This window comes from Sporosarcina newyorkensis, from assembly GCF_900167515.1.
GTDB classification, from domain to species: domain Bacteria; phylum Bacillota; class Bacilli; order Bacillales_A; family Planococcaceae; genus Sporosarcina; species Sporosarcina newyorkensis.
This window is the reverse complement of sequence record NZ_FUYJ01000008.1, coordinates 101,140-128,101: the sequence shown is the minus strand read 5'-3', so window position 1 is coordinate 128,101 and position 26,962 is coordinate 101,140. Positions and strand designations below refer to the sequence as shown.

Below are 26,962 nucleotides of genomic sequence, written 5' to 3'. Positions count from 1 at the left end.
CAATAAACGTGTAGATTTAATGCATGGTTAGAATGAAATGTTTTACCCTTCCGTTTCAGGAAAGAATGCCTGGGCTGTAGAGATGTCTACCAGTGAAGGACCGTTCGTCTGGAATGCTTCTTTCAGCAAATATTCTAGCTGGGTCTCTGGCTCTGCCCGAAATCCTTTCCACCCGCAAGCTTCCGCTACCTTCACGAAACCAGGGTTTGTTAAATCCACACCTACTTCTTTCTTCCCCATGACGTTAATTTTGTCTCTCTCCATTTGCAGAGCTCCATTATTTAACACAACGACGGTAATATTGAGTTCATAACGGGTGGCAGTCAATAGATCTGCAAGCGTCATTTGAAGTCCACCATCCCCGACTACCGCTACTACTTGTTTTTCAGGGTTTACGAGCTTCGCGGCCATCGCAGCAGGAAGGCCAAAGCCCATCGTCCGCCAATAACCTGAAAATAAAACGGTTTGATCTTTCTGCTGGAAGTTACGGTTTGTCCACACCGTAACATCTCCTGTATCAAGTGCCAAAACAGCGTCTGCAGCTACTATTTGGTCAAGGGCACGGATAATTCGCGAAGGGTGGACGGGATAACCCGCAGTGCTGCCTTCTTGATTGTTTTGTTGAGCCCATTTCTCTTTTATTTCTTGGCAGCGGAGCACCCAGTCTTCTTTTTTGGAAAATCCTTGAAGGCTCTCTAATAAGAGAGGAAGAACTTCTTCACTTTTACCGGCGATACCGAGTTCGACGGGAATACCTTTTTCAAATTTACCAAAGTGGCGATCAATCTGAATTATCCTCGCGTCGTTCGGCACATATCCTTCCGGCCACCAGGTTGTTCCTGCCAAAAGCACAACATCTGCTTCTTTAAATAATTCAGCAGCATACGGATTGCCTCCTTCGCCGATTCCTTGCAAAACATTCGGGGAAGGCTCATTAAATAAGCCTTTTCCACCTAAGCTTGTCAGAATGCCAGCTCCCCATAATTCAGCAAGTTTCTCCACTTCTTTTATAGCGAAAGTAGCCCCGGCGCCTGCGAGAATCATTGGACGCTTGGCTGTTTTCATTATTGCTGTTGCCTTTTCCAGACTATTTTCCGTAAAAATGGACGTGCCCTCTATAATATTGGGCAATGGACGAGGTTTACTTGAAGCAGACATTGTAAATAAATCTTTTGGAATAGACAGATGGGTGACAGCCCGTTGCCCGAGTGATGTTTGTGCCGCTTTTTGAAGAAGTTCGACCGTTGCATCGGGACTTGCTAAATTAGCGGAATAAGAGGCGAACGGCTTCATTAGCTCCTGCTGGTCTACATATTGCGGGAATTCAGTACCGATTTTATCACTCGGTGCTTGCCCCGTAATTGCCAGTACAGGAGCTTTGTCAGCATAGGCATCTCCAAGCCCGTTCAGTAGATTGGCCGCCCCAGGACCCATTGTCGCTGTACAGACACCGAGCTTGCCTGTTAGTTTCGCCTCCGCAGATGCCATAAAAGCAGCTGTTGACTCGTGTTTAACCGCAATGAATTGAATTTTATTCTGTTTGGCCAATGCATCGATAAGTCCGATAATGGTATCGCCTACAACTCCATAAATACGTTTTACACCGAACAAAGACAATTGATCAAGCATTAATTCAGCAACCGTCTGGTCTGTTTTTTTCATAACATGCGAACCTCCTGTATTTATTATTTTCGACTTGAAGGATATAAAATGTTTTAATCTTCATTCTTATTGTTCTTTCACTTAAAAGCATCGGTTAAACATTATTCTGCTTTTATAAATATTGCCTTTAAAATGATTGCTGTGGTGAATCTTCTTATATATAAATGTAAAGACGATTGGTATTTAGCGATTAGGAAATAAGCTTCATCCATTTCCAATAATAGTATCCGGCTACTGCACAAAGAGTAAACCTTAAACCGGAAATAATGGCGCTAGTCAGAGAATAATTATGAAGTATAAACGTTGAACCATTAGTAAACAGGGTACTAATGAAAGTAATAGGGTGAAGGCGGGAATTCTTTTTTACAGGACAGCTTCAGTCAGGGCCAGACAGAACGTTACGCCATTTTAGAAAGGAATGTTCATATGAAATATGTGATTATTGGCGGTGACGCAGCAGGAATGAGTGCTGCCATGCAATTATTGAAACATGATCTAAGTGCGGAGATTACAATTTTGGAGCAGGGAGCGGTGTATTCCTACGCGCAGTGCGGAATGCCGTATGTGATTAACGGGGTTGTTAAGTCGGTGAATGATCTCGTTGTACGCAGTGTGGAGACGTATCGGAATAAATTTGGGATGGATGCGCGTGTGCACCATCAAGTGAAGAAAGTCGATACGGAGGAAAAGTTGGTCTCGGGAAGAAACGTAAAAACCGGCGAATCATTTTGTATACGATACGATAAACTACTTACAGCAAGCGGGGGAAGTTCATTTATCCCGAATTGGAAAGGAGTTGATTTGCAGGGCGTTTATTCGGTAAAGACACTAGCGGATGTTGAAGCAATCATGAAGAAAGTTGAAAATGGTATTGAGGATGTCACAATTGTAGGAGGCGGGTATGTCGGGTTGGAAATGGCGGAAAGCTTTAGGTTGCTTGGAAAGCGTGTTAGGATATTGATCCGCAGTCGGCAAGTGGCAAAGACATTCGATGAAGAAATGGCAAAATTAATTGAAGAAGAAGCTGAACGTCATGGCATCGAGATTTTATACGAAGAGGTATTAGAAGAGATTATTGGGGAACATTTCGTCACGTCTGTCCGCACAAACAAACGTACATACGAGACGGATGTTGTCCTGGTTGCGGCGGGTTTGCGTCCGAACACAGAGTTTCTTAAGGAAACGGGAATTCATTTGGCTAAAAACGGAGCGATTTATGTAAATGAATGGATGGAAACAAATGTGGTGGACGTCTATGCAGCAGGTGACTGTGCGATGCAGTATAACCGTATTACACAGGTGGATGAGTATACGCCGCTCGGGACGCATGCGAATAAACAGGGCCGGGTTGCGGGGTTGAATATGGCGGGAAAGCACCGTGCATTTAAAGGAATTACGGGCACATCCATTTTGAAATTCATGGATTTAGCTTTAGGGAAGACCGGGTTGTCTGATCGGGAGGCGTTTGCAGCAGGTATTGCGTATTTGTCGATGATTGTGCGGTCGAAAACGCATGCATCGTATTATCCGAATGCAAGGTCGCTGACGGTTAAATTAACATTCAGGCGTGAAGATGGTTTGCTGCTTGGCGGGCAGGTGATTGGTAAAGCGGGGGTGGATAAGCGGATAGATGTGCTTTCCACTGCATTATTCAATGAGATGACAGTTGAGGAATTGGAAGATTTGGATTTAAGCTATGCGCCGCCCTTCAACAGTACATGGGATCCGATTCAGAGTGCGGCGAGAAAAGCGGTCGCCAAGCTGGAAGATAAGTAGGTAGAGGGGGAATTTGAAGTCTCCTGTCCGCAATACAGATGGCATGCGGAAGGAGATTCTTCGGAAAGTTCTAATCTGTTAACTGATCTTCTGCTGTGGGCAATGCAGCAGGCTGAGGAGCTATTTTATCCGACTTTTTCGTTTTCGGATAACCAATCAGGATTGCAACTATGCCACAAACTCCCATGAGTATCGGATAGAAAGAGTAAGGCAGGATGCTTAGGGGAGAAATCGCCGCGAGTCCGGCAGCTGCAAGCATTTGACCACCATATGGGACGATACCCTGCCAGCAGCTGGCAAACAGGTCGAGCAGGCTTGCAGATTTTCTTCGATCGACATCATACTCATCCGCAATCTGCTTTGCCAAAGGACCGGTCATCAGGATAGAGATTGTATTATTGGCTGTTGCGATATCTGCTGCACTCACAAGTCCTGCGATACCGAACTCAGCACCTTTTTTGGATTTGATTCGTTTTGAAATGAAGTTCATTAGGAAGTCGATACCCCCGTTGTATTGGATAATTCCGACCATCCCTCCAATCAAAATTGCAATGATTGCTAAATCCTCCATACTGATTATACCTTCTGCAACTGTTTGCAGGAACGATACAAAACTATAAGAACCGTCAATCATCCCAATAATACCCGCAAAGACTGTACCGCCGAGCAGTACGATGAGTACATGAACCCCAAAAAGTGCGGCTCCAAGAACGGCTAGATATGGTAACACCTTGATGAAATCGTAATGAAAATCTCCGGCAACTGTCGCGACATTCCCTCTCGTCAAAATACTTAGAAGAATTGCCGTTATAATTGCTCCAGGCAGAACGATTAAGAAGTTTATTTTAAATTTCGCATTCATCTGTGTTTGCTGTGTCCTAGCCGCCGCAATAGTTGTATCTGAAATCATGGATAAGTTATCACCAAACATTGCTCCGCCAATAACGGTTGCCATCGCGAGTGCTAACGAAATATCCGTTTGGGATGCAATTCCGATGCCGATCGGCGCCAGTGCGACTACGGTTCCCATGGAAGTCCCCATCGATATAGAGATGAAGCAGCCGATTACAAATAGACCGACCATCAGCAAGTTTGCCGGCAAGAATGACAAGCCTAAATTGACGGTAGACTCAACAGCCCCCATTCCTTTTGCGACTGTTGAAAAAGCACCGGCCAGAATGAAGATAACAGCCATCAGCATAATATTCGGATGGCCTGCACCTTTCGTGAAAATCTCCACCTTCTTCAGAAACTTTTCCTTTGGATTCATAGCCAACGCAATAAATGAGGCGATGATAACTGCCACATTTAAAGGCATACTTGAAAAATCCCTCGTCAGGATACCAGTTCCGATAAATAACATGACAAACACGAGTAGAGGGAACAGTGCCCACGCACTCCCTTTATCTCTTTTTAATTCTGTCAATAAAATCCCTCCAATTTTTCTGTCGATAGTTCTTCTGTGAAAACCCAGGAATCATTGCTTTGATAGTAAAACCAAGTAATTCTATCAGTATTATAAATTAAGAGAATTCTACCTCATTAAAAAATAGTTGTCAATACAGTAGCGGAAACCTTTAGAATAATTTATTTAATTACTTTACATATAGTATAGTATTGTGATAGGTTAAGTGTAATATCGAAAGGATGATGGTAATGGCTCAAGTTGAAAGTTTTCTGCTCGATCATACAAAAGTAAAAGCTCCATATGTCCGAATGGCGGGGACAGAACAGCACGCAAAGGGGAGCGCTCTCCAAAAATACGATTTACGGTTTCTCCAGCCAAATGAGGATGCTATGCCAACAGCAGCTGTTCATACACTTGAACATTTGCTGGCTACGTATTTACGTGATGAACTGGAAGGAATTATAGACATTTCACCAATGGGTTGCCGGACCGGTTTTTATTTGATAATTTGGGATGAACACGAACCGAAAGAAGTGGCTGCTGCGTTAACAAAAGTCTTAGAGAAAGTGATCATTACTGAACATATACCAGCTGTTTCTGCAGAAGAATGTGGAAATTACCGGGATCATTCTTTATTTGCTGCTAAGGAATACGCTAAAATTGTTCTCGAAGCGGGGCTGAGTGACGATCCGTTTGTACGAACTGAACTTGCGGAAAAAATTTAAAAGGTACCAGGCCCTGATACAATTTATAATTGTTCGGGGTCCTGGTACCTTTTATTGATGCATTCGGAGATTGGACACCACTTAAACATCAAAAAAACCTTTGTAACAAATCTGACAAATGTAAGCGTTTCGAGTTTGAATGAATTGTGAAAACCTTCACAAGGCTGTTTCAATCCGTAAAAAACAGTGTATGATAAGAGTAGTTAAAGAATTGGTCCAGGTTTCCAATACGGGAATCAAAATACAAACCAAAAAGGAGAATGAACAACATGTGGGTTATCACATTGTTCGAACAAGAAAACGTACGGATTTTTGAATATGCAGAGAAAGCAGAAGCAACGAATGCACTGAAAAACTTCAGCAAATACGCGCTTTTGTCTTATACAAAATAAATGGATCGACACCCCACCCGTGGCTATGAGTGCTGCGGGTTTTTTTGCCCAGTAAAGTATAACTTCCTCCTGTGAAATCTAGTGGTAATTTTGTATTCATTGAGGTTGTGGACACAGGACAGCAACTCTGAGTGAGGCTGCTTTTTCTTTCCTAAAAAAGTATATTAACATCATATTCACAAAGCCTTCAAATGTAAGCGTTTCGAGTTTGAATGAATTGTGAAAACCTTCACAAGACGGTTCCAATCCGTGCAATACAGTGTATGATAAGAGTAGTTAAAGAAATTAGTCTAGGTTTCCAATAAGAAAATCAAAATACAAACCAAAAAGGAGACTGAACAACATGTGGGTCATCACATTGTTCGAACAAAAAAACGTACGGATTTTTGAATATGCAGATAAAGCAGAAGCAACAGATGCGCTGAAAAACTTCAGTAAATATGCGCTTTTGTCTTATACAAAATAAATGAAATGCCCCCTAACTCGCAGCTATAAAAGCTGTGAGTTTTTTGATTTCTACCTTCAATCGTCAAGCATCCGTGATACATAAAAACTTCACAAAATATCCAAGAAATATCATTATCTTCTCAGAGGAATTTATGGTAAGCTATTCCTGTTTTTCGATTTTGAAAGTAAAGAAGGAGATAGATAGATGGCGGCAACAGCAGCTAACGGCCCGGGGATGAAAATGAATTTATTTCATCTGACGTGGCCGATTTTTCTTGAGTTATTTTTGTTTATGCTGATGGGATTAGCGGATACGTTTATGTTGAGTGCATTGTCGGATGACGCAGTCTCTGGAGTGGGGACGGCGAATCAGTATGTCCAAATCGCAATTCTGGTACTAGAAGTAGTCGGAAATGGAGCTGCGATCGTGGTAGCCCAGTATCTTGGTTCACGCCGTTATATGGAGGCGGCGAAGATCTCTGCAATGGCTATTTCCCTCAACTTGTTGGCTGGACTTTTGATTAGTGGAGTTTTCTTGCTGTTCACGAGTCAGATGATGCGTGCTATGAATTTGCAGGGTGATATCCTCGCTCATGCGGAGACTTATTTAGTTATTGTCGGTGGCGGGATTTTCTTGCAGGCGATCATTAACTCGCTTGCAGCAATTATTCGAGTACATGGATTTACGAAGCAGACAATGTTTGTTTCACTCGGAATGAACATTATCCATGTGATCGGGAACTATGCATTGATTTTTGGGAAGTTCGGAATGCCTGCACTTGGTGTAAAAGGTGCGGCGATTTCATCTGTTGGAAGCCGTCTTGTAGCCGTGTTGTTCTTTTTATGGTTATTGTACAAAGTTTTGGATTATCGCATTGACTTCCAATTTTATTTCAAATGGTCAAAGCGATATATTACTCAAATTCTCCAAATTGGCTTACCTTCTGCATTTGAGCAAGTTCTTTATCAGGCGTGCCAAATTGTATTCCTTTACTATGTGACCTATCTTGGAACCGAAGCCCTTGCTGCTCGGCAGTATGCAACAAATGTGTCGATGTTCAGTTATTTGTTTGCTTTGGCGATCGGACTCGGTACCTCCATCATTACAGGCAGATTGGTCGGTAGTGGAGAGAAGAATGAAGTGTACAGCCAAGTATGGAGTTCGCTCCAGCGTGCGCTTGCATTTACTGCTTTCATGGTAGTAATTGTAATGGCGCTTCGTTATCCGCTCATGCGGTTGTTTACGGATAATGAAGCCATCATTCAGCTTGGAGCCTCCGTGTTGTTGCTGTCTTGTCTGCTTGAAACAGGCCGTACAGTGAATATGGTGATCATTAATTCACTGCGCGCGTCAGGCGATGCAAAGTTTCCGGTACTGATGGGAGCGATATCTATGGTGCTCATCAGCTTGCCACTCGGTTACTTCTTTGTCTTTGTGCTTGATTTAGGGCTTGTTGGCATATGGCTCGCTATTGCAACGGACGAATGGATACGGGCAATCAGCATGGCGTTGCGTTGGAAGAGCCGGGTGTGGGAACGATATGCATTGGTCGATACTTCTTCACAGAAAACGCTAATTGACACACCGGTCGAGCCGGATGTAGTATAAATGAACAGAATTCATCCCATAGTGATTTAAGCTATGGGTTTTCTCATTTATTGAGAAAAATCAGGAGAAAGTCCTTCACCTTTAAGCGGGCTGTTAGAAAACAGAACATGACTGTACAGATGATCTTTGTGCTAAACTAACACTATATATTGTTGGAATTTTGAGTTATCTATTGCGATAAAGAAGGAGTATTCCATGTTAGTGAATTTAAATACTTGGCTGCAAAGATGGATCGCTATTCTAACACCACTCAGCTTACTTATTGGCGTGCTGTTTCATCAAGTTGGAGAACACCTGTTATTTCTTGTATCTTGGCTATTTGCGTTTATGACGTTTGTAGGAAGCTTAGGTATGAATGTAAAAGAAGTTCGCATGGTCGTGAAGCATCCAAGTGTTGTGTTGGTGAGCATTGCCTTTTTGCATATCTTGATGCCTGCATGGGCGTATTTACTGTCCATTTTGTTTTTTGATGATCATTTGCTGACGGTTGGCTTCGTATTGGCTGTGGCGGTTCCGACTGGCGTAACAAGTGTTATCTGGGTAACGATTTCGAAAGGAAATCTGCCACTGTGCCTGTCAATTATTCTGATTGATACGTTATCGGCCCCTCTAGTGATGCCGGTAGTTCTTCATGTAGTGGCTGGAGAAAGGATAGCTGTGGAAACTACCTCACTCATCTTGAATTTATTGTGGATGATTGTGATGCCGACGCTTCTTGGAATTTTACTGAATGAATGGACCAAAGGGAAGATCCAGACCACTTTGAGTCCAACATTAGCACCTTTTTCTAAACTGAGCCTGTTCGCGATTGTCGCAATTAATGGAAGCACGGTTGCTCCATATGTTAAAGTGATTTCGTGGGAACTGGTCGGCACAATTTTACTTGTGTTGTTTATCGCGGCATCCGGTTATGCAGCTGCTCTTGCGATGGGTCATTTACTTTGGAGAGATCCGGTTACTGCCACTACGTTCATGTATGTCGGCGGCATGCGCAACATTGCAATTGGTGTTGTAATCGCCACGACTTATTTCCCGGCGAAAGTAGCCATGCCGGTTGTATTCGGTATGTTATTTCAACAAGTGCTCGCCTCACTGTATAGTAAGGTAGTTGAATTATATAGAAATCGTTATGCACCGACAGTGTAAACGAAGTAAAAAGCAAGAAATTGAATGGGGTATGTAGACAGCATGCTGCTTTATATAGCTATAGTACAAGGAGGAATTATATTGAACCCTGCACAACAGAAATTTCATCAATTTATACTAGAACGTGTACAGGAAGACAAAATGGATGAAGTTCAAGAATTGTTAAAAGAGAGTTTTCAAAAACAAGTTGATAAAAGCTTTGATCAAGCGTACCTGCTCGAGTTTATGCCACGAATGAAAGCTTGTTTGAAACCTGAGCATGTCGTTGAAGTAGAACAGATCATGAAAGAATTTGGCGGCAAGTTCACAAGGTAACTTGGCAAAGAAAATATAGTTACTAAATATTTTAACGGCAGGAAACCGTCGCACTCTCATTTATAGAGAGTTTGCGGCGGTTTTTCTTCTCTCTCAAATTCCAGCAACCGTTAAAATGTGATATCCTTTATTTACATCTTCATAATAGTTAGAAAAAAGCGAGAGGACATGACGTCATGCAAACGGTGAGAGTGTTTTTGGAAACCCATATTTGCAAAGCAGGAGAGTCGATTCAACAGGTTGGCGAGAATGAATGGGAAATTCAAAAATGGACTGCTCGTACATACAAAACATTGGGCAACGTATTGGCGTCTGATGAATATGATATTCATCCACCGGAAGACATTGTGAAAATGAATCTGAAGCCAAATTCCCGCAGAGACTCGTTACCTCTTTCAGCTGAGTTGAAACAAGAAGCCCTTCTTAAAGGGTGGTTAGTTCAGGAAATACGGTTTAAATCAGATGGCAGAACTCCTTTAAGTTCAAGCTACCGTATGGGGCCTGGGTTAGCGGAATACGAACGGCTAAAAAGGCAAGGAGTGATGGAAGCCGATGAATTATTACGTCAAACATTACTTGGGGAGCTCGAAATCTCTAAATCGGTACTTCAGGATAGCTTCATTCACCAAGCGCAAAAATTCATTGTAGAACCAAAAGACGAGGAATCTTGGGGTAAAGAAAGAGTGCGGAAGTTTACGGAGTTCCTTATTGCTTATCTGCAGTTAAAAAGACAGCAATCTCATATGGAGTTCAAAGAAATCGGTGCCGTCTATTACAAAAGAATTGGCGGTTCAAAAGTGTTTGATGCCTATCGTGAGCCCTTTATAGGTCGGATTGAAAAATGGATCGATGCGCCGATAAGTGAAATCGGCATTGTCAGTACAGGTTCTATTGTTCCAATCTTTTTTGCAGGAAATCTAACGGGTGAATTCTCGCAATATTCAATCGGTACTGTTCATGCCACAACGGAAATAGCCGTGACAGATGAAAGTTATGTAACGACTGCAACAGTTTTATGGTTGGTAGAAAACCGTGCGGTACTGACTAGAATGGCAAAAGAAGTTGATTTTCTAAAGGATACCTCTTCGCTGATCATCGGAGTAGATGGACAAATACGGGGCGCGCATCGAAAATTAATTCAGCAGCTCTGTCGGAATTCTTCTATTCAGCAGATTGTAATATGGGTAGATTATGATACCGCGGGGAGGATTATTGCTAAAGATATTGCGAATTTTACAGAAGGACGATCTGTACGTTTTATAGGCAATGAAGGAAATGTCTTCACATCCTTTAGAGAATATGTTGAATGGTCAGAAACGATTAGCGAAGCAGAACAAGAAATGACGTTAAGGGGGCCAGCCGAATGGAGGAAGTGGATAAGCAGATAATATCTATCTTTAATACGGATGAACAGCAGCCTGAAATGGCACGAGCTATGCGAGATATTATTTCATTAGCCGGTGTGATGAAAGATCTGTCTTCTGAAGCTGTCTTCCATTCACCATTGGAGATGCTTCGCTTTTTACGGATTATTGAACTGATACACGAAGAGGCATACGGTCTTACTGAACCGATTGATAGTGCCGAGACGCTGTACTACCGATATCAGTCCCGTTTTCGTGATGAAGAGCCGCCGTCTAAATCGCGGGTTGATCAAATTGTTACGATACTTGCAAGCAATAATTGGATCAGTAAACAAACCCAGCAAATTAAAATGATGAGCGTTGGGAAACGGATGATGCACTCTTTGACTCGGCTTGCAAATGATTCCCTTGCGTATTATTTAGAGGATGACATTGGTCGTTCACTGTTTCAGGCGAGGAGAGACGCGGAAATCAGTGAAGCATATGACGATAAAGGAATTTCAGGCGGCAATGTCATCGCCAGTATGATCCGCAATGTCAGAGAGGCCAATGAAACGTTGAAAGAGCGGGAATTGGAACTGCTTGCGGATCGCAACGCCTTGCCGCAATTACAAGTAATTCATACGCTGATGGAAGATTTGGAACGTAAGCTGCATGAACGCTTTAATCAGTTCGAAACAATTGAAGACAGTCTTGTATTAAGCCATTTAATGCAAAATGGAGCTGGAGTACTTGCTGAAGGTACAAGCTTGTCACTTGGAATGGTCAATAAGTATCTTCAGTTTATGAATGTACAGCAAACGCCGCTCAAAACTGCCATTTCTCCTGAAAAAGTTCGGACGTTCGTTACGAAAATGTTTCATCCGCCTGTGGAATCGGAAATTCCGAATGCACACCAGCTCTTTAGCTTTATGGAACAGGGACAGTACGAGGGGGAGGAGTTAGATGGCATCTGGATTCCCGTAAAATATGCTAGTCCCTTGTCACCTATGGATATTGAAAGCGGAATAGACTTTCTGGAAAACTATGAGCCTGTCGTAGCGGATATTGAAGAGGAACACGACATAGAGTTCAGGCGAGAAACATTGGAAGTACAATCGATAGACGATTTAGTGGACGAGGCGAGCTGGTTGTTAACGAAAGCGAGTATCGACACAGATAAGATTGAACAATATCTTGCCGAGAAAAAAGAGGCAGGAATAGAAGAAACAATGATTGAGACGAGTTCAGCGGAATGGGGAGATGCCATTCGCCAACTTCTTGGAATTGCTGCTATGGAAGCGAATAAAAAGGTGCAGATCAAATTGCAGCAACACGTAAAAGAATTAGATAAAGAATGGGAGTGGATTCGAGATGACGACCGAAAATTCAACATTCGAAAAAGAGAATAGCGAGGACTACTCATTAAACAGTTTACAGTTATTGCGCAGTATTTTAACTACTCGAGAAGAACAAACGTTTTTGTCCATTCTCTTTTCTTCGAGTGCGACCATCCGGGCGAATAATTTTGGTCTATCCCGAAAAGAAGTGGAAAAGTTATTGGGCGTTTCCAAAGAAGACGCTTATTTTCATTCTTTTTTATCACGTGTAAACCAAGCCGTTGGTCGATATTATCGTTTGATTTATGATGAAGAACGGGATCAGGTAGTCGCTATGTTGCGGGTTCCTGCCCGTTCTGCCCGTCATACATTGTCCGAGGAAGCACTCGCAGTACTGTTGTTCATGTTTTATCAACAGGAAGTATTGAAGCATGAGTTTACATTATTAACCCAGTTACTGGAAGCGTTCGGCCATGAGATAAAGAAAGGAAGCCGCCGCATTCAGTTAGCAATCGATACATTACGAAAAATAGGCGCACTCGAAATCCAGACAGAATCGGGGAAAGAGGATGCGTATTGTTTAACGGCGATTGGAGTTCATATGTTTTCGGATTCATTTCTGCATAGGATGGTAGAATTCAGTCATTCCAATCAATTGTCAAAAGAAGACGTCATGAAATTCTTTAATCGTTATAATTTGTACGAGAGGGAGGGGTTCCTGTGATCCCTTGGCGATTACGGTATTCAGGTATTCGAGATTACGATGCGGAAGAGATGATTTTAGAAAATGCGGACGAACATATTCTCATCACAGGACCCAATGGTGCGGGAAAGTCGACCATCTCATTTTGCATGGGTGCGGTTCTGCGTTCCAGTAAGGTCGAAATTGAAGGTTTGAAGTCGCAAAATATTTCGGAAGACGAGACATGGAGAGCGGCGATCCATTTTTTATTCAAGAACGAAGGGTTATCTCGTATTGATGGCCCTCTTTTCATTGAATTCCGTCTAATATGCGAGCAACCGCCGAAGCAGCCAATCAAACTGCGTTACGAAGTTCATGACGGCGATGAAATGGAACAGCTGGAATTGCGGCAAACCTATCGCTCAGGTGACGCCAATAAAAATAATCTCAGTGCATATAAAAGAGAGCTGCAATTCAAATATAAAATTCATCCCGATCTGTACTACTTAATTTGGTACCAGCAAGAAGTTAACCAATTTTCGGTCATGGCTCCTGAAGAGCGGTTCCGTATCTTTAGTGAAATGCACGGTATTGATCGGATTCAAAAAGATTGGGAGACGAGTCTGGAAATTGTAAAAGAGGCACGGGAAGCTTATGTCATCGCAACGAATCAACAAAAGCAACATGAGTTTACTTTATCAGTCGCCAGAAACAATAAAGATCGCTTCAAGAACAATCAAAAACGAATTGTTGAGAATGGGGTGCTGTTTGCATCCACCACTTATGCACTTCAATTAGGTGCTGAGAATGAACGCAAAGAGGTCGAAAAATATATCGAAGAGCGCAAACTGGAGTTAGAGGAAGTAGATGATCAGGCACAGGAATTCGTTGGAAAACTAGAAGAAAAGAATTCAAATACTCAACAGTTACAGGAGAAACAACAAGAAGTGGGGGAGCTGCTGGAAGAATCCAAAGTACAAGCCAATGAGCAAGAAGAAAAAATAGAAGAAGTGAGGGAGGAAGTCGACACCTTACAAAGTGAATTAAGTACTCTGCAAGAAGCGTATTCGAAATTACCTTATCCAGAAGTAGAAACAAGGAATCGACTCGCTGCGGCGAACGACCAAGTTGAGACGTTAACGAGAAAAGAGGAACAGCTCAAGACGCTGACTGACAAAGCAGGGCATTCAATAGAAGAGTACCGACAAAGAGAATCAAAATTACAAGCAACTATTGAACAGTGGGAAGAAAATAGTCAGATTCACACAGAAATAATGAATCGCTATTTGTCGAGCTATCAATTAGAAAAAGATCTTGCTGACTTAAACCATTCCTTACAAGAAAGAAAACAGCTGCTAGAACAGAAACAGGCTGAACATCGCATATTCAAAGACGAATTGGCAATGTTGGAAAAGAATCAAATTGAATCTGAGCGGCAGCAAGAAGCCATTCGCCATATGAAAGAACAAAATATCAAAGCGTTCACTTTACGTCATTTCATTAAGTTGATGGACCGAACACCAATTGAAAATGAGCGTCTTTTCGATACAATTAAATACACCATTTTTTACGATGCGGCAAGCTGTCAGCCGATCAATGATCTTTATCATGTCTCATTGAAAAAACTCATTCCGAATCGGGTTATTATAGATTTACCTAATCTTGGTTTGCAAATGCAAGAAGGGCTTTCTCAAAAAGAACAAAATCATGCAACACGTGTTCTTTGGTGGATTGAACAGTTTTTTACTTCGGAACAGCCAACGATTCAAAAAAATTGGTTGGTCGATACGCGTGGAACAAGGGGTCCGCAAGAACGGAATACGTATATCTTAAGTAAACGAGCTTTGGAAGAAAGAAAAAAGTTTCTTATACGGAAAATTGAAGAAATGCAAAAGGAAATTGATACACTCTCTCTGCAGTCAAATGAAGACAATGAAACTTTTCGTGTATGGAATGCGGATGTTCAAAAAGTAAGGGAAGCAGAAGCCTTTCTTTCGTTAAAGGCAGACCAGCAATACCGTATCGAACAGCTTGTGCAGTTGAAAACAGAGCAAATTCATTTAGTTGTACAGAAAAAAGAATATGAAACAGAAACGAAAGAGATTTGGAAGGAGAAGATTAAACAAGAGGGCGTGGTCAGTGTATTGCTAGAATACTTGGCAGTCTATGAACAATTCGGCCAGCACTCTGAAAAAATTGAACGTTTACAGAAACAACAACAGTTGTTAAAGCATTTAAAACAAGAGCTAATTGTATTACGAAATAAAGTTGAAGCATATGAAGATGAATTGGATCGTCTTCAAGATAGTTTAAGACAACTGCAAAGAGAGATTATCGACTTGAAAGATCAAGCAGAAGCAAATCAACGAACAAAAAAGCAGATTGCCAATCAACTGTCTGAAAAAGAAGATGAACGAATCGCATTGTCCAAAGACGAGACGAAGCAAAAAGAACAATTGAATGATCTCAGATTACTCGTGCCGGAATTAGTGGATCAAGCTTTAATGGAAGAACAGCTGCAAGAATCCAAATATACTCTCACAGTCAAACAAAACCAGGCGATGGTTGGTTTTGAAAATGCACGTAATGAACAGGGAATCGATCAGAACGCGATAGAAAATTTTCTGACGTTGGAACAAGAGGTGCTACGCAAGGAAGAGGAGTTGCATTCAGCGAAAAATCTTCTGGAAGAAAACGAAGAACGTGCTATTCAAAATGAACATCGATTGGAAACAGCGATTGAGATGCAAGTAACGAAGATCAACTTACTCTTCCAGCAATATATGGGAGAATTTCAATTCGAAAGTCAAATAAAATTTGAGAAATTTACGGATAAAAAAGACAGGCCGGTCTTCAAATTATTTATTTATGTCCGTAAAGAAGGGCATCTGGGAAAGTTTGAGGATGTGAGCTTAAAAGCCAGAGGCGGGCGAGTGGGTAAAGGCGTTTCAGGGGGAGAAGAATCATTAAGTTCTTTATTATTTGCGCTCTCACTTCTCCAAAATTTAGAGAACCAGGCAGGTTTTATAGTTCTGGATGAATTTGACAGTGCCTTGGATGAAACACGAAAAGCTACGGTTTTTAAAATGTACGCCAATAAATTGCAAAGAAAACTGATTATCCTTTCTCCAAAAGCACATGATAATGACTACTATAATCAATTCTCTAAAGCGTTTATTATTTCTCATGACCCAAAGGAAATGAAAAGTAAGGTCAGGGGAGTTCAAATCCGTAAAAAATAACTGCCGCTAACTGAAAATCAGTAGAGCGGCAAGTTGCCGATCATCTTTTGTTGGAAGATTGATTCTTATCATGATTTGTTTTGTTATTTTTGTTTTTGGCCTTTGCATCGAATTCGGCGGATAATTCTTCATTTAAATTGTCGTTCGGATTATTGTTGTTACTATTGCTGGCGTCTTTACTTTTGTTTTGATACGTATCTAATGGATTGTGAGTTCGTTCATTCATTGTTTTCTTGTTGTTTTTATTCCCCATGACGGCACACCTCCTAAAGAGTACTATGGACAGAATCAGGCGTTTTATTCTAGAGGATGTCGCTTCCATAGGTATTCGGAAAAATTATAGTGGATAAATATTAAAGAGGTGATCGCGTGAATGATCAAGTTCTTTTGCTTCATGGTTTCAATAAAAATTCTCGTGATATGAAGACACTTTCTACTTATTTAGAAGAACAAAGCTATCATTGCCGCTCCCTCAATCTTCCGTTAACACGTCTTGAATTTGATAAGTCTGTCCTTTTAGTGGAACAAGTGTTGAGTGAAATGGCGTTGCATAAGGATGCAAGAATTCACTTGGTTGGGCATAGTACAGGCGGGTTGTTAATACGAAAAGTTCTAAAAGAAACTGATAACCTGGCAGCGATCGGTCGATGTGTCCAAATTGCTACACCGAACCATGGCAGCCAACTTGCGTATGTTGCAAGCAAAATAGTCGGTTACACACAATATTTCAGAACGTTGCGCTCCCTGCATACCACCTATATAGAACAATTGAATTTATCAAATGATCCTCCTTGTCCTATTGGAGCAATTGCCGGGACACGAAATCATTTATGGCTCGGAAAATTACTTGAAGGTGATAATGACGGACGCATCGAATTAGCTTCCGTTCAGTATCCTGGATTAACGGATTTTATTTCAGTGCCTTATGGACATAAAGAAATCCACCACCAAAGGGAAGTTGCAGATCTGACTGTGCGCTTTTTAAAGCTGGGACAATTCTGACCTTTCAAATGTGCACATATAGAGTTTGAAAAAAAGTACTCTTGTAATTCCACGCTCAGTGGGCATGCTATAACTGAGGGAATGATGAGGAGGATGATCGGATGAATGTAAGCGAAGAATTAAAAAAGCTGAAGGCGTTTCGCTGTGATGATCGGTGTGTACTATCGGTGTACTTGAATACGAATCCTGCAGATCCTGACCAGCAACAAGCTGCTTGGAGAATTCATCTGAAGTCTGGATTGAAGCGGCTGGATGAATATCTTGTCGCTTCTGGTGATGAAAAAGAGTTGACTGCTTTTCGCTTGGTGAAAGACAAAGTCATGAAAGAAATTGAGCATAACCAGGGAGAATTGGCGAAAGGAGCCGTAATTTTTGCGGCGGCCGAGCCGGAGATTTGGTCTGTTCATTTTGTCCAAGTAGCAGTCAAAACAAGTTTTCATTGGGAAAATCATGCGATGACGGACGAACTGGAGTATATGTTAAAAGCATACCCTGAGTCAGGAATTGTACTCCCAAGTTACGGAGAGGTCCGAATTTTGGACACTGCGATGGGAAGGATCCGAGATGAGACGGTTTATGAATTTGACTCCGGTCTTGACGTCTGGAAAGAGCAGAAAGGGGTTAAGTCTTCAATCCAGCGTGGCGTAGGAGGACATACAGACGAATTTGACCAGCGTCTAAGAGCGAACCTTGGACGTTTCTATAAAGAGATGGGATCAATCGTCGGGAAAATGAAATCCAAAAGGGGCTGGAAGGAAGTTCATGTTGCAGGTGAGGCAGAACTCGCCAAAAGTTTTGCTTCCACCTTGCGAGAGAAACCAGAAAGTTGTATACACAAGAACTTCGGCAGAACGAAAAACGATCAAATCATCCAAAAAATCTTTGAATCCCGCTAATTATTTACGACATACTGCTTATTCATGACATAAGCAGTATGTCTTTTTTATTTTAGCGCTGTTCCCATTATTAAAGGAATATACAAATAATTCTAGAATACTATCATAGTATGATAGTTAAAAGGGGGATGGAAAATGGGGCGCGGAAGAAAGATCGCATTATGGAGTATCAGTTTGTTGGCGTTAATAGCTGTTATTTTTGCTATATTTGAAAACGCTTACATATCGAAGTCGAAACCTTTAATCGCCGGTGAGCATCAGGTGACATTTGTGGATCAAGATGTAGTGATCACACGAGATAAGGATGGTGTACCACATATTAAAGCACAGTCTGATGAGGATCTTTACCGTGCTCAAGGATACGTGCAAGCGCAAGACCGCTTATTTCAAATGGATTTAGCCCGTCGACAAGCGAGTGGCCGATTAGCAGAAGTGATAGGGGAGGCAGCTGTTGCTAATGATAAGCTCTTCCGCACGTTTAGTTTGCGGGCAGCCGCAGAAGCTTCATATGATGGCTATAGTGATCAAGCAAAAGCGGTGTTGAACTGGTATGCAGAAGGTGTCAATGCATTTATTAACGAAGCGAAAGACACGCACAAGCTATCCTATGAATTTAAACTTCTTGGGTACGAACCAGAAACCTGGACTCCGGAAGATTCATTAACGATTGGCAAATATATGGCCTATGACTTGGGCGGTAAATGGCAGCCGCAAGCATTTCGACATTGGGCTCTGAATGCCTTTTCTGAGGAGAAAGCAAAAGAGTTATTCATTACGTATCCTGAAAACGCAGAGTCAATCATGACAGCAAATAAAGAGAACCAAGTGGAAGTAGCGGGAAGATTTCTCCCGGAATTATCACCTCCTGAATTCAATGGCAGCAATAACTGGGTTGTCTCAGGAGAAAAGACTGCTTCTGGCATGCCACTCCTGGCGGATGACCCGCATCTCGGGTTGAGTACGCCTTCCATCTGGTATCAGATGCATTTGCAATCACCCGATCAAAATGTAGGCGGTGTAATTTTTGCGGGAATACCGGGAATTATACTAGGCCACAATGAAGAGATTGCATGGGGCGTCACAAATGTCGGTCCTGATGTACAAGATCTTTATATTGAGATCCCGCATCCAAGTGAAAAAGGAAAGTTTCGCTACGACGACAAATGGGAGCAAGCTGAAGTCCGTGACGAAACAATTCGGGTCAAAGACGGCAATGACATTCCATTTGAAGTCGTGGTGACCAGACATGGTCCGATCATTTCAGATGTAATTTACAAAGAGGAAGATCCGGAAGCTTTGTTTTCGATGCAATGGACGGCACTTGAGCCGACAACGGAATTGGAAGCCATTATGAAGATGAATAAAGCGGCCGATTGGGAGAGCTTTGAGAAAGCCTTAGAGAACTTTCATGCACCTGCACAGAACTTTGTTTTCGCCGCAAAAGATGGAACAATTGCATACAAAGCGAACGGTCGAATCCCTATACGTAAACAAGGTGATGCGCAATTAGCTGTGCCTGGCGCTTCTTCCGAATATGGTTGGGAAGGGTATATTCCATATGACGAACTTCCGCGCGTAGTGAATCCAGATGAGGGATTCATCGCAACGGCAAATAATGAAGTAGTTGATGATTCGTATCCTTATCATATAACGAAATTTTGGGCGCAGCCTTACAGATATGAACGGATTGCAGAAGTGCTGAGAGAAGGTGATGAATTCACGGCAGAAGATATGATGAAGCTGCAGATGGACCAAAAGAATCTTTACGCAGCAGAGTTTTTGGACTCGATGATTGGATCAGTTGAAAAGAAAGACCAAGACGGAAACTATCAAGAGAGTATAAAATTACTGAAAGATTGGGATCAAGTCGATTCGAAAGAAAGCAGTGCACCTCTTATTTTCCATAAATGGATGAGACAGTTGCAGTTTGAGATGTTCCAGGATGACATGCCGGAAGATGTCTTCGCATTGATGCCAGGTAAAGGGCAGATTACAGATGAACTTTTACGCAAGGGTTACAATGGCGAAGCAAGCGTCTGGCTGAATGAGCAAAAAGGCGTTGATCAATGGGTGTATTCCTCCTTCATGAATGCGATCAAAGAAATTGAAGCAGATTTCGGTAATAAGCCGGAAAAATGGCAGTGGGGTGATTTTCATCAATTAACTTTTCCTCATTCGTTGGCTAGTGCATCGCCGATATTCGAGAAGCTGTTAAATCCCAAAAAGCAACCGATTGGCGGATCGAATATAACGGTGCAGGCGGCTGCTTTTAAAGATGATGGATCAGTGAACCATGGGGCGTCTTGGCGATTTGTAGCGGACTTGAATGATCTGTCGAAGACGTATCATATTGTCGGACCGGGACAAAGCGGGCACATGAAGTCCAAGTGGTTTCATGATCAGGCAGAGGATTGGGCGTTAGGTGATTTCCATGAGACGATTTTGACAGGAGAAGTGTCAAATGGAAGCGTGTTGACATTGAAGGCTGAATAAAACAGCAGACACAGACGGACAGCCGAAAATGGCTGTCCGTCTGTGTCTGACTGTTGTAAAACTAAAACATAATGGCTGCTTGCGTGGTATACTGAAATACATCAAAATTTGCACGGTTACATCGGGGGAATTATCAAATGAAACATCTAGCAGGCGGCATCCAATGGACAGTCTTTCTTATCGCATCCTCTATTGCAGCGCCTATAGCAATTGCACACGTATTCGGCATGGATGCGGTAGCAACCTCACTATTCATGCAGCGAACCATTTTCGTACTCGGCATCGCCTGTCTCATTCAGGCATTTTTGGGTCACCGTATGCCAATTAACGAAGGGCCTGCCGGATTATGGTGGGGAATTTATGTAGTGTATGCCGGTATGGTTGGCATCTTTTATTCCACTTCAACAGATGCACTGCAAGCATTGCAAAGCGGCATGCTCTATAGTGGTGTTCTATTTATAATTTTGGCAGCTACCGGAGTCATCACGAAAATGAAGGCACTCTTTACTCCTGCGATTACATTTACTTATTTATTATTGCTGATTTTACAGTTAAGTGGAACATTTATTAAAGGCATGATGGGCGTGGAGGAAGCGGGAGATCATTTAGATCCCATAATTTTAGGCGGAAGTTTCGTCGTTTTATTGATTACGTTCATTGCGATGGCCAATAAACGACCAACTGTTTCGAAGTATGCAGTGTTGATTTCCATTCTATTCGGGTGGGGACTTTTTCTGTTGCTTGGGAAGACACCTACTGTTGCGAAAGTTTCGGATCAATTTATTCAATTACCGCAACTATTTGTTTATGGGAAGCCTGTATGGGATGGCGGTGTACTCGTTACAGCCATTTTTATCACATTCCTGCTAGTTGCAAATATGCTGGCGTCGATCCGCGTTATGGAGCATTTATTGACGCATTCGTTCAATATCACACCGCCTGATCGGCTGCGCCAAGGAGCTTTCGCTTCGGGGTTCATCCATCTGATCGCTGGTTTGTTTTCCGCTATTGGTTCCGTGCCGATATCTGGATCAGCAGGGTTTGTAGGTACGACACGTATGCATTCAATCAAGCCGTTCATTATTGGGAGCGGGCTTCTTGTCCTCATGACGTTATTTCCTAGTGTCATGGCCTTTTTCGCCGCTTTGCCTGCTCCTGTTGCCTATGCCGTGACGTTTGCAATCTTTACCAAAATGGTCTCGATGGCATTCAATGAACTGGATGCAGATCCAGAAAAAGAGCGTGCACGGCAGGCCGTGGCGTTCGGTCTGATGGTCGGTGTTGGGACCATGTTCGTGCCGGCTGAAAGCTTATCAGAACTTCCGGCCATAATCGCCTCTACTCTTTCTAACGGGTTGATTACAGGTACGATCTTAGCTATTTTAATTGAGCAGTTTATGATAGGTCGTAGTAAGAAAAAAGCGAACCATTAGGAGGGAATGCCGTGAAGTTTTTTGAGTGGGAGATCGAAATGAATCCAAAGATGAAACCTTATATGGATATGGAGAATCGCCGGGTTGCGATTTTAACGAAAGAAGATGATGAAATTCATATGACGATGGAGTTGGATGAGCAAGATCGTTTAGTTTTTCACCCGCGTTGGAACTGTAATGTTATTCTGCTCGGTGAAAAGCATATCCGATTGACACTGAATCAAGAAGAATAAAAAATCAAAAGCTTGTCACACCATACATTCGGGTGATAAGCTTTCTTAGATCCGAATTACTTCGTTTGATTGGAACTGCTCTGCTTTTTTCTTTCTTCTATACGTTGTGTAAGCATCTCATTGATTTCATTGTAGCTTGGACCAGACTCTGCATTTAGCCTCTTTACTTCCTCGATGTCTGTACCCGCCACTGTATACTTTTTCTTTTCCATTTCACCGACTCCTTTTATTTTCAGTTTTACGATATGTTTCTTTCAACGCTTCCCGGTACTCTTTTCCTGTCGCATTTTCACGCACCCGCGCGGCCTCTGCTTCACTTGCTTCGAAATCCAATCCGATTTCTGTATTAATCGTTTCTTTACGAAAAAGATGGCGTATATTTTTATCCATATTGATCCCTCCTTTTTCTAATATGGCTATTTCCGTTAGAAAAAATGTATGACTATAGGATTTTCGTCAAAAGAAAGAGGATTCATTGTTGAAATGTCGAATCAAATGAAATAGGAACATAATTCAGAATTGAGAGAGAGAGGGATTGTAGATGAGCAAAAAAGTATTGATTCTAGGCGGAGATGCGGTTGAAGCATTGGAGATTTTCTATCCGTATTATCGTTGCTTAGAAGAAGGATTTGAGACTACGATTGCTTCCCCATCTGTAAAAAAATTATACACAGTTACTCATGATTTCATTGATGGAATGGAGACGTATGTGGAAAAGCCTGCGTACGGTTTAGATTCAAACATAGCGTTTGCGGATGTCAACCCAGCTGATTATGATGCATTAATCATACCTGGCGGACGGGCACCAGAGTATATCCGGCTGGATGAATCACTGCCAAGTATTGTGCGACATTTCTTTGAAGAAAATAAACCGGTTGCGGCTGTCTGTCATGCTGCACAAGTATTATCTGTGATCCCAGATCTTATGCAGGGCAGAGAGTATACGGCTTATATCGCTTGCAAACCAGACGTGACTGCCACAGGAGCTACTTACATTGAGAAAGATCTTCATACAGAAGGGAACTTGGTTTCTGGGCATGCTTGGCCGGACTTGCCAGGTTTAATGAGAGAGTTTATGAAAATGGTAAATAAGTAAGTCTAAAAGACGTAAAACCCTTTCTACTGGGTTTTACGTCTTTTAAATGATTCTAAGGATAACTAGTTAAACTGAAAAACTTCCACGTCTTCTATGCTTCTTGTACGTCTCGCTAACTTCAACTGGCCGATTTTTAATAAATTTCTAATTTTAGCCGTTCCCGAACGCCAAAACTTGCATAAGGTAAATAAGGATACTGCTAACGTTCTTTCGGGCGATCGGTTCTTACTGAAGGAGGGCGTAAAATGTATAGATGGAAGAAGTTTCGTGAATGGCAGACAGCTTATTCTATGTTGCGGGCTCTTCCTACGACTAAAGGCACCATAAAAATTCATGGCTTAGTGAATTCGGTGCTGGTAGTACGGGATGAGCAGGGAGTCCCTCATATTGAAGCTAGAAATGAACATGATTTATATTTTGCACAAGGGTATGTGCAAGCGCAAGATCGGTTATTTCAAATGGACTTATTAAAAAGAAAGTGTTCAGGCAGATTAAGTGAGATATTTGGAAAATCAACTCTTCATAGGGATCAATTCTTTCGAACAATTGGATTATACCGTGCTGCAGAAAAGTCACTTCCGCACTATTCTGTCCAGACTAAAAAAATCTTGCACTCTTTTACACAAGGGGTGAATGCATATATAAAAGATGCGATTTGCAGACGCAAATTGCCTATTGAGTTTATTTTGCGTTCCTATCAGCCAGAAGAATGGACACCGACTGATTGTATTGCAATAGGAAAACTGATGGCATTTAATTCAGGAGGGAACTGGCAAGGGCAAGCGTTCAAATACTGGGCATTGCATAATTTGTCTGAAGAAAAATGGAAAGACTTACTTCCCGAGACAGCAGGTGATTATGAAGAAGCGGCTGCGTATTGTATGGGTCACCCTTTAAATGTGGCGGCTATCTTTAAACATGCATCAATCGTAACTGACATAAATGGAGGTAACAGTTGGGTGCTGAGCGGAAAGAAAAGTAAGAATGGCAAGCCTATGTTGGCCGCTGATCCGAATTTTTCACTTGGAACGCCTGCTGTTTTGTATCAAATGCATTTAAAGTCGTGTGAAGTGAATGTATGTGGGGTAATTTATCCGGGAATGCCAGGTATTCTGTTGGGGCATAACGAGCATATTGCATGGGGAGCTGTGAATACAAGATCCGACGTTCAAGATCTCTATATTGAAAAAAGACATCCTGAAAAACCGTATACCTATTTATATAATGAAGAATGGTATGAAGCGCACTTAATCAGCGAAGTCATTCAGATAAAAGGAAGTCCTCCTGTACTATTTCAAATTCAAGAGACGAGACACGGACCCGTGTTCTTTGAGTTTCTGCAGGACCTGTCCCATACAGCTTTGTCATTGCGGTGCACTGCAATGGAACCAACAAAAGAAATCGAAGCGATAATCGCAATAAACTCAGCGACGAATTGGGAAGAATTCGAAAAAGGGCTTGAAGACTATCATTCACCTGCCCAGAACTTTGTCTATGCTTCAATTGATGGGACGATTGCTTACAAGACGAATGGGCGTATACCAGTCCGGAAGAAAGGCAATGGCTTACTCCCGGTGCCAGGTTGGAACGATGAATTTGAGTGGGATGGTTTTATACCGTACGACAAACTTCCGCGTGCGGTGAATCCTGTAGAAGACTTCATTTCTACAGCGGAATTAAAAGTAGAAGAAGACTGCCCCTATCACATAAGTCATGCATTATCGCGACCTTATCGACAGCTGCGCATTCAAGAAGTATTGCAAGCTGGAAGCCACTTTACAGTGCAAGACATGAAACGTCTGCAAATGGATAAAATGAATTTGTACGCGGCTGGGTTCATCCCTCTTTTTCTTGACTGCTTGCGGCCGATGAAAAAGACGATGCCAATTCGGCGGGCATTGGGAATATTGGAGAAGTGGAAATTTGAAGACCGCGTCAATGAGGCGGCTCCTCTTTTGTTTCATTTGTGGATGAGTGAAATCCATAAGCTTTTATTGGAGAAGGAGATTCCTGAAGAAGCACTGCGCTTATTTGACGGCAAGGAACAAATAGTAGAATGTATGCTGTTTCAAGCACTGCAGAAAAAGTCTGAATCAGTGTGGGTTACACAAGCAGGCGGAATTTCTGAGGTGCTCTATCAGGCACTCAACAAATGCTTAAAGCGTGCGGAAGTTCAGTACGGGAAAAACATGAAGGAATGGAAATGGGGCGATTATCACCGGTTGTATTTTGAACATCCCTTCAGTAAAACGAGTACTTTTGCTAAGGAGCTTTTTAATCGAACGAAGCCTTTGCCTGTTGGAGGAAGCCAAGTGACAGTCCAATCGGCTGGGTTCGATGAAGCAGGGACTGTTCATCATGGCCCTTGCTGGCGGTTCGTAAAGGATTGGTCTAACCGGTTTAACGCCCATCACATTGTGGGGCCTGGGCAATCGGGGCATGTGAAAAGTCAATGGTATGCAAACCAGCTGTCTGATTGGATGTATGGAAATTATCATATAACTGAATTGAAGATGGCGGAGTCCACTTATTATTTACGTTTAGTACCAAAGGGATAAATGGTCAGTAAGGGAGACATTCTATCCAGAAGGATAGAGTTCTCCCATCATATAAAGTTAATGGAACTTTGATATACTTTGTATATTAGCTAAATAAGGAGGATCATTTCATGGCAACTTTATTTACACCTTATACAATTCGTGGCGTGGAGTTCAAGAATCGTATCGTCATGTCACCGATGTGTATGTACTCTTCTCACAATCAAGACGGAAAAGTAGGGGATTGGCATAAGGTTCACTATCCAACCCGTGCAGCGGGACAAGCTGGTCTAATCATAGTAGAAGCTACCGCTGTTCAACCGGAAGGCAGAATTTCCAATGAGGATCTAGGGATTTGGTCAGATGATCATATCGAGGGATTATCCGAACTGGTTCGATTAATAAAAGGGTATGATGCCCGTACAGGTATTCAATTAGCTTATGCCGGTAGAAAATCGACAGTAGAAGGGGAGATCTATGCGCCAAGCCCCATTCGATTCAGTGAGCAGTACAAAACCCCGGTTGAAATGACTAGAGAGGATATTAAAGAAACGATTGAGTCCTTTAAAGCAGCAGCCATCCGTGCCAAGCAAGCAGGATTCGACGTCATAGAAATACATGGTGCCCATGGTTATTTGATCAATGAATTTCTATCGCCATTATGTAATACCCGTGCAAATGAGTATGGAGGTTCGTCTGAAAATCGATACCGACTCTTGAGACAAATTATTGACGCAGTTCGATCTGTGTGGGAGGGACCTTTATTCGTCAGAATTTCTGCTGAAGAATATGCGGAAAACGGCATGGATACCACACAATATATAGAGATGGTACGTTGGATGAAAACTCAAGGCGTCGATTTAATAGACGTCAGCTCGGGTGGTGTAGTGCCTGCAGCCATCAATGCCTTCCCAGGCTATCAAGTGCCGTACGCAGATCAAATTCGAAAAGAAGCAGATATTCCAACAGGGGCAGTCGGTTTGATTACTTCCGCTATTCAAGCAGAAGAAATTTTACAAAATGGACGAGCTGATCTAGTCCTGCTCGCCCGTGAATTACTGCGAAATCCTTATTGGCCGTACAGTGCTGCAAGTGAACTGGGCGTCAAAATTGAACCTCCTGCGCCTTATGAACGCGGTTGGACATTTTCTTGAATATAGGAGACTCAAATTTTATTCAATAACA

Annotated in this window: 24 protein-coding genes; 19 read left to right on the top strand and 5 right to left on the bottom strand. The window is 42.2% G+C overall.

What is annotated here, in order from left to right:
* Window positions 1–42: 42 nt before the first annotated feature.
* Window positions 43–1,662, bottom strand: a complete 1,620-nt coding sequence (locus tag B5D59_RS14645; protein WP_078818461.1) for a thiamine pyrophosphate-binding protein — start codon at window positions 1,660–1,662, stop codon at window positions 43–45.
* 426 nt (window positions 1,663–2,088) lie between these two features.
* Between B5D59_RS14645 and B5D59_RS14640 the strand changes: the two genes are divergently transcribed.
* Complete coding sequence (locus B5D59_RS14640) at window positions 2,089–3,438, top strand: FAD-dependent oxidoreductase (protein ID WP_078818460.1); 1,350 nt, start codon at window positions 2,089–2,091, stop codon at window positions 3,436–3,438.
* A 70-nt stretch (window positions 3,439–3,508) separates the two neighbouring features.
* On the opposite strand, the gene B5D59_RS14635 is transcribed toward B5D59_RS14640, so the two are convergent.
* On the bottom strand, window positions 3,509–4,801 hold the full coding sequence (locus tag B5D59_RS14635) for a Na+/H+ antiporter NhaC family protein (protein ID WP_078818488.1): 1,293 nt from the start codon (window positions 4,799–4,801) through the stop codon (window positions 3,509–3,511).
* A 293-nt stretch (window positions 4,802–5,094) separates the two neighbouring features.
* Between B5D59_RS14635 and B5D59_RS14630 the strand changes: the two genes are divergently transcribed.
* From B5D59_RS14630 to B5D59_RS14595, 10 genes are all read left to right on the top strand, one after another.
* Window positions 5,095–5,571 carry an S-ribosylhomocysteine lyase gene (locus tag B5D59_RS14630; protein WP_040759829.1) on the top strand — a complete coding sequence of 159 codons (477 nt, stop codon included), beginning with the start codon at window positions 5,095–5,097 and terminating at the stop codon, window positions 5,569–5,571.
* A gap of 269 nt (window positions 5,572–5,840) precedes the next feature.
* Complete coding sequence (locus B5D59_RS18615) at window positions 5,841–5,963, top strand: hypothetical protein (protein ID WP_281250679.1); 123 nt, start codon at window positions 5,841–5,843, stop codon at window positions 5,961–5,963.
* Between the two features lie 343 nt (window positions 5,964–6,306).
* Window positions 6,307–6,429: a hypothetical protein gene (locus tag B5D59_RS18610; protein WP_281250678.1), complete on the top strand. Its 123-nt coding sequence runs from the start codon at window positions 6,307–6,309 to the stop codon at window positions 6,427–6,429.
* A gap of 186 nt (window positions 6,430–6,615) precedes the next feature.
* Complete coding sequence (locus tag B5D59_RS14625) at window positions 6,616–8,019, top strand: MATE family efflux transporter (protein WP_078818459.1); 1,404 nt, start codon at window positions 6,616–6,618, stop codon at window positions 8,017–8,019.
* 195 nt (window positions 8,020–8,214) lie between these two features.
* On the top strand, window positions 8,215–9,165 hold the full coding sequence (locus tag B5D59_RS14620) for a bile acid:sodium symporter family protein (protein WP_078818458.1): 951 nt from the start codon (window positions 8,215–8,217) through the stop codon (window positions 9,163–9,165).
* 81 nt (window positions 9,166–9,246) lie between these two features.
* A complete protein-coding gene (locus B5D59_RS14615) occupies window positions 9,247–9,480 on the top strand; it encodes a hypothetical protein (protein ID WP_040759827.1) in 234 nt (77 codons plus the stop codon).
* A 176-nt stretch (window positions 9,481–9,656) separates the two neighbouring features.
* Complete coding sequence (locus B5D59_RS14610; protein ID WP_078818457.1) at window positions 9,657–10,868, top strand: DUF2399 domain-containing protein; 1,212 nt, start codon at window positions 9,657–9,659, stop codon at window positions 10,866–10,868.
* Complete coding sequence (locus B5D59_RS14605) at window positions 10,844–12,235, top strand: hypothetical protein (RefSeq protein WP_078818456.1); 1,392 nt, start codon at window positions 10,844–10,846, stop codon at window positions 12,233–12,235. The genes B5D59_RS14610 and B5D59_RS14605 overlap by 25 nt, the downstream gene beginning before the upstream one ends.
* Window positions 12,198–12,887, top strand: coding sequence for a hypothetical protein (locus B5D59_RS14600; protein ID WP_078818455.1), 690 nt, complete (start codon window positions 12,198–12,200; stop codon window positions 12,885–12,887). Before B5D59_RS14605 ends, B5D59_RS14600 begins: the two co-directional genes overlap by 38 nt.
* A complete protein-coding gene (locus B5D59_RS14595; RefSeq protein ID WP_078818454.1) occupies window positions 12,884–16,087 on the top strand; it encodes a hypothetical protein in 3,204 nt (1,067 codons plus the stop codon). Before B5D59_RS14600 ends, B5D59_RS14595 begins: the two co-directional genes overlap by 4 nt.
* Before the next feature lie 40 nt (window positions 16,088–16,127).
* Here B5D59_RS14595 and B5D59_RS14590 read toward each other — a convergent pair whose 3' ends face one another.
* The gene (locus tag B5D59_RS14590; protein WP_009498570.1) at window positions 16,128–16,340 is read right to left on the bottom strand and encodes a hypothetical protein; all 213 of its coding nucleotides are present in this window, start codon (window positions 16,338–16,340) and stop codon (window positions 16,128–16,130) included.
* A gap of 116 nt (window positions 16,341–16,456) precedes the next feature.
* Here B5D59_RS14590 and B5D59_RS14585 point away from each other — a divergent pair, with 116 nt between their 5' ends.
* The 5 genes from B5D59_RS14585 to B5D59_RS14565 all read left to right on the top strand — a co-directional run bounded on the left by B5D59_RS14585 (window position 16,457) and on the right by B5D59_RS14565 (window position 22,144).
* Window positions 16,457–17,089, top strand: coding sequence for an alpha/beta hydrolase (locus tag B5D59_RS14585; RefSeq protein WP_078818453.1), 633 nt, complete (start codon window positions 16,457–16,459; stop codon window positions 17,087–17,089).
* A 101-nt stretch (window positions 17,090–17,190) separates the two neighbouring features.
* Entirely contained in the window at window positions 17,191–17,985 is a 795-nt protein-coding gene (locus tag B5D59_RS14580; RefSeq protein WP_078818452.1) for a VLRF1 family aeRF1-type release factor, read from the top strand.
* Between the two features lie 135 nt (window positions 17,986–18,120).
* Window positions 18,121–20,478 carry a penicillin acylase family protein gene (locus B5D59_RS14575; protein WP_078818451.1) on the top strand — a complete coding sequence of 786 codons (2,358 nt, stop codon included), beginning with the start codon at window positions 18,121–18,123 and terminating at the stop codon, window positions 20,476–20,478.
* Between the two features lie 137 nt (window positions 20,479–20,615).
* Entirely contained in the window at window positions 20,616–21,911 is a 1,296-nt protein-coding gene (locus tag B5D59_RS14570) for a purine/pyrimidine permease (RefSeq protein ID WP_078818450.1), read from the top strand.
* A gap of 11 nt (window positions 21,912–21,922) precedes the next feature.
* Entirely contained in the window at window positions 21,923–22,144 is a 222-nt protein-coding gene (locus B5D59_RS14565; RefSeq protein WP_078818449.1) for a hypothetical protein, read from the top strand.
* A gap of 56 nt (window positions 22,145–22,200) precedes the next feature.
* Here B5D59_RS14565 and B5D59_RS18290 read toward each other — a convergent pair whose 3' ends face one another.
* Together B5D59_RS18290 and B5D59_RS18285 are read right to left on the bottom strand one after the other, a co-directional pair.
* Window positions 22,201–22,356: a hypothetical protein gene (locus B5D59_RS18290; RefSeq protein ID WP_176132597.1), complete on the bottom strand. Its 156-nt coding sequence runs from the start codon at window positions 22,354–22,356 to the stop codon at window positions 22,201–22,203.
* Between the two features lies 1 nt (window position 22,357).
* Entirely contained in the window at window positions 22,358–22,534 is a 177-nt protein-coding gene (locus B5D59_RS18285; protein WP_176132596.1) for a hypothetical protein, read from the bottom strand.
* A 151-nt stretch (window positions 22,535–22,685) separates the two neighbouring features.
* Between B5D59_RS18285 and B5D59_RS14560 the strand changes: the two genes are divergently transcribed.
* From B5D59_RS14560 to namA, 3 genes are all read left to right on the top strand, one after another.
* A complete protein-coding gene (locus B5D59_RS14560) occupies window positions 22,686–23,240 on the top strand; it encodes a DJ-1/PfpI family protein (protein WP_078818448.1) in 555 nt (184 codons plus the stop codon).
* 245 nt (window positions 23,241–23,485) lie between these two features.
* Entirely contained in the window at window positions 23,486–25,798 is a 2,313-nt protein-coding gene (locus tag B5D59_RS14555) for a penicillin acylase family protein (RefSeq protein ID WP_078818447.1), read from the top strand.
* A 110-nt stretch (window positions 25,799–25,908) separates the two neighbouring features.
* Complete coding sequence (gene namA / locus B5D59_RS14550; protein ID WP_078818446.1) at window positions 25,909–26,931, top strand: NADPH dehydrogenase NamA; 1,023 nt, start codon at window positions 25,909–25,911, stop codon at window positions 26,929–26,931.
* The last annotated feature ends 31 nt before the right edge of the window (window positions 26,932–26,962 follow it).